This is a genomic window from Tenacibaculum sp. 1_MG-2023 (assembly GCF_030547425.1).
In the GTDB taxonomy this organism is placed as follows: Bacteria; Bacteroidota; Bacteroidia; order Flavobacteriales; family Flavobacteriaceae; genus Polaribacter.
The window spans coordinates 1-12917 of sequence record NZ_JAUORH010000036.1 but is presented as its reverse complement, the minus strand read 5'-3'; the positions used below and the strand labels follow the sequence as shown (position 1 = coordinate 12917).

At 29.9% G+C, this 12917-nt stretch carries 9 protein-coding genes and 2 tRNA genes; 1 reads left to right on the top strand and 10 read right to left on the bottom strand.

Annotated elements, in window-relative coordinates; all coding sequences use genetic code 11:
• Window positions 1-198: 198 nt before the first annotated feature.
• The 8 genes from Q4517_RS15105 to Q4517_RS15070 form a co-directional block, all read right to left on the bottom strand.
• Entirely contained in the window at window positions 199-1647 is a 1449-nt protein-coding gene (locus tag Q4517_RS15105; protein WP_303511165.1) for a DUF389 domain-containing protein, read from the bottom strand.
• Between the two features lie 144 nt (window positions 1648-1791).
• A complete protein-coding gene (locus tag Q4517_RS15100; RefSeq protein ID WP_303511161.1) occupies window positions 1792-4293 on the bottom strand; it encodes a toxin-antitoxin system YwqK family antitoxin in 2502 nt (833 codons plus the stop codon).
• A 214-nt stretch (window positions 4294-4507) separates the two neighbouring features.
• Window positions 4508-5620: an aminopeptidase C gene (locus tag Q4517_RS15095; protein WP_303511158.1), complete on the bottom strand. Its 1113-nt coding sequence runs from the start codon at window positions 5618-5620 to the stop codon at window positions 4508-4510.
• Between the two features lie 70 nt (window positions 5621-5690).
• Window positions 5691-8090, bottom strand: coding sequence for a TonB-dependent receptor (locus Q4517_RS15090; protein WP_303511155.1), 2400 nt, complete (start codon window positions 8088-8090; stop codon window positions 5691-5693).
• 114 nt (window positions 8091-8204) lie between these two features.
• Window positions 8205-8287, bottom strand: a tRNA-Tyr gene (locus Q4517_RS15085).
• A 48-nt stretch (window positions 8288-8335) separates the two neighbouring features.
• Window positions 8336-8408 (bottom strand) — tRNA-Lys (locus Q4517_RS15080).
• Between the two features lie 133 nt (window positions 8409-8541).
• A complete protein-coding gene (locus tag Q4517_RS15075) occupies window positions 8542-9306 on the bottom strand; it encodes an ABC transporter ATP-binding protein (protein WP_303511152.1) in 765 nt (254 codons plus the stop codon).
• Window positions 9306-10046, bottom strand: a complete 741-nt coding sequence (locus tag Q4517_RS15070) for an ABC transporter permease (protein ID WP_303511167.1) — start codon at window positions 10044-10046, stop codon at window positions 9306-9308. The genes Q4517_RS15075 and Q4517_RS15070 overlap by 1 nt, the downstream gene beginning before the upstream one ends.
• A gap of 118 nt (window positions 10047-10164) precedes the next feature.
• Between Q4517_RS15070 and pafA the strand changes: the two genes are divergently transcribed.
• Window positions 10165-11802: an alkaline phosphatase PafA gene (gene pafA / locus Q4517_RS15065; RefSeq protein WP_303511149.1), complete on the top strand. Its 1638-nt coding sequence runs from the start codon at window positions 10165-10167 to the stop codon at window positions 11800-11802.
• 126 nt (window positions 11803-11928) lie between these two features.
• Here pafA and Q4517_RS15060 read toward each other — a convergent pair whose 3' ends face one another.
• Both Q4517_RS15060 and Q4517_RS15055 read right to left on the bottom strand, forming a co-directional pair.
• A complete protein-coding gene (locus Q4517_RS15060; RefSeq protein WP_073184478.1) occupies window positions 11929-12084 on the bottom strand; it encodes a YqaE/Pmp3 family membrane protein in 156 nt (51 codons plus the stop codon).
• Between the two features lie 138 nt (window positions 12085-12222).
• Entirely contained in the window at window positions 12223-12678 is a 456-nt protein-coding gene (locus Q4517_RS15055; RefSeq protein WP_303511140.1) for a hypothetical protein, read from the bottom strand.
• Window positions 12679-12917: the final 239 nt, after the last annotated feature.

The following is a 12917-nucleotide window of genomic DNA, read 5'->3' as shown; positions in this document are numbered from 1 at the left end:
ATGTTTTTACCTTCAAATTGTTCCATTTATCAGTATTTTAAAGCAAAAAAATACAGATTTTAAATTAATAAGTCAAACTTTTTATTTGTGACTCTTTTGGAGTTGTAGTGTCTTAATAAGTATAAGTAATATTTTATTTACTATACTTCTCTAACAAATAATCAAGAAAAAACCGAGCTATTTGCTCGGTTTTTTATTTTAGTTTCTTCTTATTTGCACTTTGTCTGTTTTCAACTCTTTCTGTATCCAACTTCTCAGTTCGTTTTCATTTTTTACTAGAATAGAGTCCTTTAACTTTGCATTCCATTTTACTGATACTACTGTTGCTGTATCTACTTTTATAAAGTCGCTTGAAGATAGAACTTTAGCTAAACTCATTTCTTTTATATCATTGAATCTAATTTTTGCCTCTGTACTAATTTTACTAAAAGGAATTGAATTCTTATCTCTATATAAAGCTTGTTGTTCAATCGTTTGATTTAAATTAGATATGGTTCTTTTTAAATCATCAATCTCCATATGTAAACCTTTTATAACATTGTCTTTTTCATCCAATTCTTTTACAGCTCTATCATAGGCGTCCACTACCCTATCAACACTTTTAGCTTTATTTTCATTTATAACTAAAGAATAAGAATCTATTTTAGGAAAAGCCTTTAATTCGTTACGTAAAAATGACTCTGTTGCATCACTTACATCACCATTAAAAAACAAGCTTATTGTTTTATCTTTAACTTCTAGTCTTTCACGCTGTAGCCATAAGTTAGGATTATCGTATACTTTTGCTTTTAAAAACCTTTTATAGTTTGCGTCTATTACACTCTCATTATACACTCCTACAAAAGTAAATACCGCTGGAACCATCACTAAAAAAGCTATAAAAGATGCTATTTGTGCTATTCTTTTACGTTTAGCTGAGTTTACATAACGAATCATAGTAAACCCTAACAGTTTTAATACTAAGAAAGTAGCTAAAGCAATAAAAATAGTATTAATTGTAAACAAGTACATCGCACCAAGAAAGTAGTCAAAATTACCTATTGCCAAACCATACCCTGCAGTACATAAAGGTGGCATTAAAGCTGTTGCAATTGCTACACCAAAGATTACAGAAGCAATTGTTCCTTTTTTGGTTCGGGCAATAATTAATGCTAAACCACCAAAAAAGGCTATTAACACATCTCGAATATCTGGTCTTACCCTACCTAATAACTCTGAAGTTTCTTCACGAAGTGGAAATATAAAGAAAAATAGAAATGCAGTTAATAAACTCAATACAATCATAGTTGCTAAGTTTATTAACGATTTTCGTAACGTGTCAATATCATTAATAGCAATAGACATTCCTACTCCTAAAATAGGTCCCATTAGTGGAGATATTAACATGGCTCCAATTACTACTGCTGTTGAGTTTGCATTTAAACCAATAGATGCCACAAAAATAGAACAGATTAAAATCCATGCCGTGGCTCCTTTAAATGAAATATCGCTTTTTATTGCTTCTATTGTTGCTTCTTGGTCAGTGTCATCTCTAAAATCAAGTAACTCTAAAATAAACTTTTTTACTTTTTCCCATAAACCTTTTGCATCTTGCTGTATCGATTGTTTCGATTGCTCCGCTGCTGCTGCTTCTTTATTTTCTTCCATAAATTCTGATTTTTGTTAACTTTGGAAAGATACGAAATTCAGTAATTAGTAAAAGCTAAAAACTCTAAGGTGAACTATTTTAGTTTCCTTAAATAATTTCGCAACAAAGACTATTTTTTGATAACTTTATTAAAAAATTAAAAGTTACTCTAAAATAAATAAGTCGTTATGATAAACTATTTCTCTGACTCCCAATTTATATGGTAAGATTTGTTTAGAATATTCTTTGTATAAGCTAGGGTTTATTTCTCCTTTAAAGAGTAGTTTTCCTTTCTCGTTATACGTTTGTATTCTTATAACTTCGTCTTCTTTGCTCATTTTTAAGTATACTTCAGATTGATATCTAGAGTTGGCTTTTAAATATACCATCCCTGTTACTAATTTACCTTTTGAGAAAACTGCAGTATATTTAGGTTTGTTCTTTTCATATTGAACAACTTCACCTTCTAATTGGTTATTTAATTCCTTATACGTTAATAGCGTTTGGTTTTGTAAATTGTAAACTGTGGTAGTCGTTTCTTTTTCTGATATATATTCGGTAATTATTTTTTGATTTTTATTTTGTTCTATTTTCTTAACTAGAGTACCATTTTTATATGTTTTTTGAGTTCCATAAAGACCGTTCTTTTGTCCTTCAAAAGGTTTTCCTTTTTTATACAATAATCGAGATATTTCTTTGCCTTTTTCACTATAATAAATACTGTATCCTTCTTTTTTATTTTCGTAATAATTTTCTTCTTTTTGTTTTTTACCTCTTTTATAATAAATAAAAGCTCCGTGTTTTTTATCGTTAACGTAATTTCCAGTTTCTTTTAAAGTCTTTTCATCGTATTCAAACTTCTTATAAACTCCATCCTTTAACCCGTTTTTTACATTTATTTCTATTCGATCTTTATAATCATACATAACCCCTGTAGGTTTTTGATTGATAAAAGTTGCTTGTCCTATTAATTTTCCTTCTTTAGAGTAAAATTTAGCTTTCGAATTAACATCTATATCTTCTCTTAAGACATATTCATTATTCCTTGAGTTATATACTTTTTGATATCTTTTTGATTTTATAAGTTTGCCTTTATTTAACTCTTTAATTTCTTCTACTTGATCTGTTTTGTAGAAGTACTTGTATTCTGTTCCTGTTTTAGTTATAAAATTATAATTAGCAATAACTTTTCCGCTTTTATCGTAATAAATTGCTGTTAACTTTTTTCTGTACGAATTAAGTTTATAGGTTACTTCACTTTTTTTTCCTCCATTAATATAGTAACTAATGATTTTTGATAAACTTCCATCTTCGTAGAATCTTGTTTCTTTATAAAGAGCGTTATCTTCTTTATAATCATATTTTGTTCTTTCTACTACTTCTCCATCTTTAAAGCTCTCTTTTTCTGAAATTTTATTTCTATAGTTTTTCTTATACAAAGTGCCCTCAACAGGAGTTGGCGAGTAATAACCTGTTTCTAAAGCTCTAGAGTTATAATAACCTTCTTTTAGTTTTACTTTTAGTCTTCCTAATTTCTTTCCAGAAATATCATAATAAGTAATTTCTGAATCTTTTAAATGCGAAAATACCAATGTAGTATCTTTATAATATTCAACTACTTCTTCTGCTATTCCATTTTTGTAAGTAATATCTTCTTTATTACCTCCTTTATTTTTTACAACTCTACCTTCTAATTTATCATTTATTTGTTCTAACACCCCTATTTGAGTACCTTGATCATCGTAGCTTATTACCTTAGCAAGGTTCCTTTTATCTCCAAATTCTTCTTTTTTAATTAGAATACCTTGTTTATTAAATGTCTCAACCTTTTTTAAATTTCCTTTTTCATAAGTATTTATTTTTTTTACTACTGCTGTCTTGGTGAAAAAAAACAAGTATTTCTTTCCTTCATAAGGAGTTTTATAACTTGATTCTTCTTCATACTTGTATTCTATAGCCCCTAACTTAATGTTTTGTTCATCATAAAATGTTTCTGTTAAAGTACTTTTATCAAAACGATTACAAGCAATTCCATTACGATAAAAGTATTGCGTAAAAATTGGGTTCCCTTGTTCGTATTTTGTTATAGATTTAACGCTCATCGGGTTATAATAATAGCTTACTTTTTTCCCATCTCTATATGCTCTTTTAGCAAAGGTTATCTGTCCTATTTTTTTCCCTTTTTTATCATAATATATTTCTTTAGTTATTCTTCCTTTATCATAATAATGCTCATAACGAATATCATTTTTATCTCCTTCAAAAATTATTCTTTTTGTTATTTTTCCATTCTCGTAGGTAGCCTCTTCGATTGCTATAGTCGTTTTTTTGTCTTTACTTTCTGTATAATAAGTAGATGTTCCTTTTAGTTGCTTATCATCAAAACTCATTTTCTTTATAGGGTTTCCTTCCTTTGTGTACCAAACGGCTTGTTGCAAATAAATACTATCTTTATACTTAGAAAGTCCTGTCATTTGTAATGTACCATCTATATAAAAGTCATTAACACGATATAGTTTTCCTTCCTTTTGTATAGGGTTTCTATAAAAAAAAGCATTTTCTTTATTGGTTTCTTTCCAGTTTTTATCTAACCAAAGTGTATCTTTTTGAGCATTAGCTATAGTTATGCAACACAATAATAAAACAATAGTAAAAAAGAATTTCATCTGTTAGTTTTTATATATTTTAAGTTAAATGTTTGTTGTGACTCGCAACAATTTTTTTTGAGTTTCAAAAATACAGTAATTTCAGTAGGTTATTAAAATATCCGCAAACCATATTTAGTTATAAATCCAAAAATATAGGGCTTTTGAATATTATCAAAAGCCCTATATTTATTATTGAAGTTCTACTAATTTTTATAGTAATGTTTAAAAACTATTAAATCTTTAACTTACTTTTTAAATTCGGTAAAACTGCATCTTTATGTAATAAAACAGATATTGTTTTTAATTTAAAATAAGGGACTGACATATATACATATCCTTTGTTTCCTTGATTTTTACCCCAAGAATTCTTTACTTTAAAGTAAGTATTTCCTTTTTGATCTTTTACCAAACCTACAATATGCATTAAGTGATCATCGGTTGTGTTAAAGTTTTCAAATTCTGCTTGACGTAAACTTGGTGTAATCGTTCTTTCTTCAACTATTTCTGTTAATGCTTTTTCATTTTCTGTGCTACTTGTAGGAATTACTGCTACTCCGTTTTTTGATGAAAATGTTTTTTCTGAAACATCACAATCTAACTCTACTGTATATCCTTTTTTAATTGCGTCTTCTGTTACTGCAACTAACTCATCTAAAGAAACATTATAAAATGCTCCATTTGAAAAATTATCTGGAATATTTAAGATGAATTGATTATATTTTTTTGCATGCTCAAAAGAGCTAATCGTTACATAGTTTGAAGGATCTATTTTTACATATTCTGCAAACGTTTTAGGGGTATATTTTTTTCCTTCGAAAGTGAACTCTTTTTTATTTTTCCCTAAGTATACATCCAAAACACTTTCTACTGATTGCTTCCACTTTGGACTTAATTCTCCTGCTGGTTTTTTGATATAAGCATCCAACATTGATTTTAACACCGTAATCATTTCAGCGTGATTATGTCTATCTTGTCCAAGATCTAAACCAGTAAAAACTTGCTCAGGTACTAATCCGTATTTTTCTACAGAATTCATAACATCATGTGCCAAACCTCCTTCGCTAAATTGTGCTTTTCCTTGGCGGTATAAGTAATTATTTGCTTTATCTGAATACGTGTTACGAACCGTATACATTTCAGATAAATCAATATTTTTACCTGTTAATCTGATAATTTCCGATTCTAAAAAAGAGGTTGTAGAAAAACTCCAACATGTTCCTGTTCTTCCTTGACTTTTTACTTCAGTATCTTCAATATCTTTTACTGTAGAAAACTGATATTCTTGTGCTAAAGTTGAAGTTATACTTAAAAAAGTGAATGCTGCTCCTAATAGAATTTTTTTCATATTTAAAAATCTTATGATAATTTAAGCTAGCAATTTACTCTTTTTAAAAGATTATTAAACTTGAAAAGTGTTAAAAATCTACAATAACACCTATACGAGGTAAAGCTCTCCCTGTTGTGCTTTCTACTTCTTCCAGTAAATATCTTGAACTATCGTTAGGATTTGTTACTCTTCCATTCCCATCTTCAATAGGTAATAAAAATGGTTGCTGTTTAGAGCTACTAGCATATATATTTTGAACATCTAAATATAGGTTTATGGCTGCTTTTTTTAAGAACCATGTTTTATCTACACGTATATCTAGTTGTGTGTACGTATCTAACCTTTCTGTGTTTAGTTTGGTATAATCTAAAATTCCGCCGTTTTGCACATCATAATTATCTTTTAAAGAAGAAGCGTCTAAATCGTATGGCGTATAAGGTTTACCACCAACTAATCGAAACTTAGTTCCTATTTCCCAGTTTCTGTTTAATTTTTTACCTGCTGTAATTGTTAATAGGTGTTTATTATCCCAGGTTGAGGGAATATAGACTCCTTGCGCGCCTTTAAATTCACTTCTTACAAAAGTATACGACGCTATTCCATACAGTCCACTATACGATTTCTTTTGAGCTAATAACTCAAAACCATACGCTCTACCTTCAGATGTTGAACTTACTGCTTCGTTTCCTATAACACCGAAATCAGCACCTAGATTTGCCAAACTTATTTGATTCCTTATTGAAAATGGGTAGTTTTTATATCCTTTATAAAACCCTTCAAAAGTTATTTTTGAGCTTGTATCAGGCTTATAACTCAATCCACTTACAAAGTGATCTGATTGTATATATTTTAGCCCATTTTTATTCTCAAATTCTCCTACATCATTTTTATATCCTAATACTGTATAAGATGGTAATTGATAGTAACGTCCAACTGAAGAACTCACCGTCCATTTTTCAGATAAATTATAACTTAACGACAATCGTGGTGAAAATTGGTTAAATGGATTTTTCATTTCTGAATTGTAGTCAATTCCATCCATTCTAAAACCAAAAGAAACTCCTAACTTTTCATCTAAATATCTTTTTGATACTTGTCCGAAAACTCCATATTTCACAAAGTCTATGGCTGAATTAAAATTATAAATAATAACTCCATCTGAATTGGCATTTTTTTGATAATTGTTATTCGTATATCTTGCAGTTTCCAGATTAAAACCTAGATTAAAATCAATCTTATTATCACTTTCAAAACTGTTTTCATATCGTAATTTGTTTTCTATTTCTTTAGATGAATAATCTAACAATAGGTTTGCTGGTATTTCTTCATTTAAAAAGTACTTTACTGCCTTGTTTTTCCATTCATTTCTACTTAATACAACCAAGTGTGTCGAGTTTGGTGCAAAGTACTTATAACTTGCTCCTACTGTATAATTCCATTGGCTATTCACGGGAACAGCATTTAAAATAACTTTATTTCTCTTTATTGTTTCTAAATCTGTTTCACCATCATTTACCTCTTTATTTATTTCAAAATCATCAATAGCTCCCAAAGCAACTATTGATAATTCACTGTTCTTTGATAATTGTGATTTAACATTTACTTGAAAATCGCTGTATGTCGGTAAAAAAGGTAGTTTTATCAACTTAAATAAAAACTGTAAATACGATTGACGGGCAGAAAACATAAAAGTCGTATTCTTCCCTAATGGACCATCTAAGGTTATTCCTGCATCTGATGTTCCAATAGTTGCTCTCGTATTTAGTGAATTTGGATTTCCTCTTTTTTGAGTAAATTCTATAACAGAACTTAAAGAGTTTCCTCTATTTGCTGGAAATGCACTTGAATAAAAGTCTACCTTACGAATTAAATCTGCATTCATAATTCCTACTGGTCCACCAGTTGCTCCTTGTGTTTGAAAGTGGTTTATTACAGGAACTTCAATTCCATCTAAATAAAATTTATTTTCAGAGGTTGCTCCACCTCTAATAATAATATCATTTCTAAATCCAGGATTAGAAGCTACTCCTGGAAAAGATTGAATAACCTTTAAGACATCTCTATTTCCTCCAGGTTTTTTTTCTATTTCTGCTATACCCAAACTTTGAAGTGATAATGGACTATCTACAGACTCTTTAAATAATGGTACTTGTATTTGAACTTCTTTTAACTGTGTTGCATCTTCAATCAATTCTAAGGTTATATATGGCGAATTATCTTTAGTAACTAAATACTCATCAGAAATTAACGTCTTATAGCCGACAAACGAAGCCTGTATTTTATTATACCCCAAAGGAACATTATTCAATACAAACTCTCCATTTTCATTTGAAACTGTTCCTATTTCTGTTCCGTATACTAAAATATTTACAAAAGGAAGCACTTCTCTTGTTTTAGAATCAATAACCTTCCCTGAAATTTCCCCGCTATTTTGAGATACAACAGCGAAAGACTGAAGTAAAACTAAGAATATCAACACTTTTTTCATATCAAAATATTTAAGTTTTAACAAAAATACATATTTTGTTTAATTAAACATAAAAAATATTAAACAAAAAAATATTAAAAACAAAAAAACTCAATCGTTATGATTGAGTTTTCGTGGGGAGAGCAGGATTCGAACCTGCGAAGTCGTAAGACAACGGAGTTACAGTCCGTCCCATTTGGCCGCTCTGGAATCTCCCCAAAACCTTTAAAAAAAAGCTTCTCAGTAAAATCGAGAAGCTTTACTAGTGACCGGGCTGGGGCTCGAACCCAGGACCCTCTCCTTAAAAGGGAGATGCTCTACCAACTGAGCTACCCGGTCATTTTTTGCTTTTGCTTTTCTGCGTTTGCGGGTGCAAATATAGAAGCTTTTATTGTTCCCACAAACATTTTTTAGAAGTTTTTTTGAAAAATTTTTAACGTTTTTTGTTACCTCTTAATTAACAGAAAGTTACCTAAACATCATTTAAGTATGCTTTTCTTACTTTTTTAAATAAATTAGATGAATACACAAAATCTACCACTGCTTCATTATCTGTTTTGAAGATTTCTTTATGTGATCCTTCCCATGCTTTGACTCCATTTTTAAGAAAAACAATCTTATCTCCTATTTCCATTACCGAATTCATGTCGTGTGTATTTATTACTGTAGTAATTTGATATTCATCAGTAATTTCTTGAATTAGGTTGTCAATAACAATAGACGTTTGTGGATCCAATCCTGAATTAGGCTCATCACAAAATAAATATTTAGGGTTCATCACAATTGCCCGTGCAATTGCCACACGCTTTTGCATTCCTCCAGATAACTCTGCTGGAAATTTTTTATTCGAGTTCTCTAAGTTTACACGATTTAAAACAAAGTTTACTCTCTCTAGCATTTCACTTTCTGGTTGCTTTGTAAACATTTTTAAAGGAAACATTACATTTTCTTCTACTGTTTGTGAATCGAACAAAGCACTTCCTTGGAATACCATTCCTAATTCTTGTCGAAATTGACGTCTATCTTCTATCGTCATATCAACATTAGCTAGTCCGTCATAAACAATTGTTCCTTCTTCGGGTGTATGCAAACCAATTAACGATTTTAAAAAAACTGTTTTTCCAGAACCACTCTGCCCAATAATTAAACTTGTTTCTCCTGGTTTAAACGAGGTTGTAATTCCTTTTAAAATCTCAACTCCACTAAAGCCTTTATGTAAATTATTTACTTCTATCATTAGGTTAATAACATTTGGGTTAAGAAATAGTTGGCTATTACAATAAGTACCGTTGTCCACACAACCGATTGTGTACTTGCTTTTCCAACTTCTAACGAACCTCCTTTTACAAAATATCCGTGATATGATGGTACTGTAGCAATTAAAAAGGCAAAAACTACTGTTTTTATCAACGCATAGGTAATCAAAAACGGGTCAAAATCTAATTGAACTCCTGCAATATAATCTGCCCCTGAAAACAATCCTGATAAAACACCAGCTACCCATCCTCCAAAAATCCCTAAAAACATTCCTAAAATTATTAAAAATGGATAAAAGAAAACAGTTGCTATTATTTTAGGCAGCACTAAATAGTTTAGTGAGTTAATCCCCATTACTTCAAGTGCATCAATTTGCTCAGTAACACGCATGGTTCCAATACTTGAAGTTATATACGAACCTACTTTTCCTGCTAAAATAATAGAACAAAACGTTGGTGCAAATTCTAAAATCACAGATCGTTTTGCAGCAAAACCAATCAATGATTTTGGTATAAACGGACTTTCTAAATTCAAAGCGGTTTGTAAGGCAATTACTCCTCCAATAAAAAATGAGATAAAAGCGATAATTCCTATCGACTTATGCCCTAACTCATCTATTTCTCTAAACAAAGCTTCACGGAATACTCTTGCTCTTTGAGGTTTAGAGAAAACCTGTTTTAGCATTACAAAGTATTTACCTATATGCTCAATGTAATTCATCAAACGAAATATATTTTCTTTTTTGCTAAAGTATTAAAAAACCATTAACTCATCGCCTTATTTACAAGTTTTAGCTTGCTTTTTATGTACCTTTGGGTTTTAATTTTCAAAAAACAAAATGAGAAAAATAGCTTTTTTAGCAGCTATAATATGTTTAACGAGCTGCTCTGTTAATAAAAAAACAACTACTCAAAAACCAAAACTAGTAGTTGGTGTTGTTATTGACCAAATGCGTTACGATTACCTAACTCGATTTGCTAATAGATATGGAAATGATGGTTTTAAACGTTTACTAAGGGAAGGGTATTCTTTAGAAAATGCTCACTACAATTATATTCCTACCTACACAGCTGTGGGGCATACTTCTATTTACACAGGAACTACACCAACACACCATGGAATTATTGGTAATTATTGGTACGATAAATATGTAAAAAAATCTATTTATTGTGTTGATGATAATAACTACAATACTATTGGTAATGATAGCGATGGAGGTAAAAAATCTCCTTATAGAATGTTAACTACAACTGTTACTGATCAGCTAAAACTAGCGCAAAACATGAATGGTAAAACCGTTGGTATTGCTATAAAAGACCGTTCTGCTATTTTGCCAGCAGGTCACACAGCAAATGCTGCTTACTGGTTTGATGGTGGTGATAAAGGTCAGTGGATTTCTTCTTCTTTTTATTTGAATGAATTACCTACTTGGGTACAAGAGTTCAACACTTCTGGGAAAGCTGACGAATATTTAAGTAAACCATGGGATACTTTATATGATATTAGTACGTATACACAAAGCATTGATGATGATAATAACTTTGAAGTAACTTTCAAAGGGGAAGAAAAACCAGTTTTTCCTCACGACATCCCTACTCTAAGAAAAAGCAATAACAATTACAGTATAATAAAAGGGATTCCTGCTGGTAATTCTATCACAACCGATTTTGCTAAAGCAGCTATCGTTGGTGAAAACTTAGGAAAATCTGAGTACACTGACTTTTTAGCTGTTAGCTATTCTTCAACTGATTATGTTGGACATCAATTTGGAGTAGCTTCTAAAGAAATTGAAGATACTTATTTACGTCTAGATCAAGATTTAGCAGAGTTATTCAAGTTTTTAGACACACAGGTTGGAAAAGGTAATTACACCTTATTCTTAACTGCAGATCATGCTGCGGTTCAAGTTCCTTCATACTTAGAATCTTTAAAAATCCCTGCGGGTTATATAAAACCTGTAACTTTTAAAAACTTTTTAAATGAGATTACTTTAAAGCATTTTAAATCTGACGAGATTATTGAAAATGTTTCTAACTTTCAAGTTTTCTTAAATAAAGATAAAATTAAAGAATTAAGCCTTAATTACGAGAATGTAGCACAAACTATTGCTGATGAAGCTATTAATCATAAAAAGATTTATAAATCGGTAACTGCTAGAACCATGCAGACTACTACGTTTACAAACGGAGTTTTACATGTTTTACAAAACGGTTACAATCAAAAGTTTTCAGGTGATGTTATTTTAATCCCTAATCCGTCAACTATTGCTAGTAGCTCTAGAAAAGGAACTACGCATGGTTCTGGGTACTCATACGACACACACATTCCGATGATTTTTTATGGAAACGGAATTAAGAAAGGTGTTTCTAAAAAGAAATATGAAATTGTAGACATAGCTCCTACCATCTCTAATTTATTACAGATAGAATTCCCTAATGGATGTTCTGGAAAAATTATAGAAGAAGTTCTTGAATAGGAAACTTAGAAGTGAGAAAACAGAATATCGAGAAGAGACTATAGAAAAACTCCAATTTGATTTCATCAAATTGGAGTTTTTTCATTGATACATTTTCAAATTACCAAATTGCTACATTACACAAAACTAATTTGGATTGTTTAATATAATTAGCGCTGCAATAACTCCTGGAACCCATCCACAAAGTGTTAGTAAAAACACTATTATAATTGATCCACAACCTTTACCTATAACTGCTAACGGTGGAAAAAATATTGCTAATAAAACTCTTAATAAACTCATAGTACTTTTTTAGTTAGTATACTTAAAAGACGAGTTAATTAGAAATTTGTTACACTTATTTTAATATTGAAAACAAGCTCCATCATAACAAGTGAAGTTATTATTATTTTTATAATTCTATTTTGACTAAGTTTTAGCTTATTTTTTTGTGAAAATTTTTAAAAAAAATTTTATTCCTTCTAATCTATTTGACACATAAATAGTTGTACCATGCTCTTCATTATCTTTTATTTGAAAATATGCTCCAATAGGTAATAACAATAATCCAGACCACCCTAGTATTGTTATAAAATACCCTAAACAAATAATTATTCCTTTCTTAACATTTGGAATACTCCCAAGAATGGTTTCTTTATTTATAGCTAGATATACTAACTTTTCTTTATTATAAATTACTTCTAAAGTGTTTATAAAACTTAACTCAACCTTATTAAAACTAATAGGAAGTGAATTAAAAAACTCTTCTTCATTTTTAATTAAGTTCTCTTTTTTTAAAACTCCTAATAAAGTTTTGTACTTTTCATCTGGTATATAATATTGAAAATGGACTGTTTTTTTATTGGTTACTATATCAAGATTTAACCTATTCCTCATTAATGGATGTATATCCAGGTTATTATATTTTAAATCAATCCTTTTTACTTTATTAAATACTTCAGGTTTTGTATTTATAGCTCTACCACCATTTAAAATATCTGGCCCTCCTATAAATGCTAATAAAGCAGCAATACCTACATAGGCTAGCGTATATAAAATAATTGAGTTATTAAGTTACGTTCTGTTTTATTTGTTTCCAGGTCATAGGCTCATTATTAATCATTCTAATAATAGAG

Bases quoted from the DNA above. Each gene is read 5' to 3' on its own strand.
- Q4517_RS15105 (WP_303511165.1), bottom strand. From the start codon at position 1,647: ATGGAAGAAAATAAAGAAGCAGCAGCAGCGGAGCAATCGAAACAATCG.
- Q4517_RS15100 (WP_303511161.1), bottom strand. From the start codon at position 4,293: ATGAAATTCTTTTTTACTATTGTTTTATTATTGTGTTGCATAACTATA.
- Q4517_RS15095 (WP_303511158.1), bottom strand. From the start codon at position 5,620: ATGAAAAAAATTCTATTAGGAGCAGCATTCACTTTTTTAAGTATAACT.
- Q4517_RS15090 (WP_303511155.1), bottom strand. From the start codon at position 8,090: ATGAAAAAAGTGTTGATATTCTTAGTTTTACTTCAGTCTTTCGCTGTT.
- Q4517_RS15075 (WP_303511152.1), bottom strand. From the start codon at position 9,306: ATGATAGAAGTAAATAATTTACATAAAGGCTTTAGTGGAGTTGAGATT.
- Q4517_RS15070 (WP_303511167.1), bottom strand. From the start codon at position 10,046: ATGAATTACATTGAGCATATAGGTAAATACTTTGTAATGCTAAAACAG.
- pafA (WP_303511149.1), top strand. From the start codon at position 10,165: ATGAGAAAAATAGCTTTTTTAGCAGCTATAATATGTTTAACGAGCTGC.
- Q4517_RS15060 (WP_073184478.1), bottom strand. From the start codon at position 12,084: ATGAGTTTATTAAGAGTTTTATTAGCAATATTTTTTCCACCGTTAGCA.
- Q4517_RS15055 (WP_303511140.1), bottom strand. From the start codon at position 12,678: ATGAGGAATAGGTTAAATCTTGATATAGTAACCAATAAAAAAACAGTC.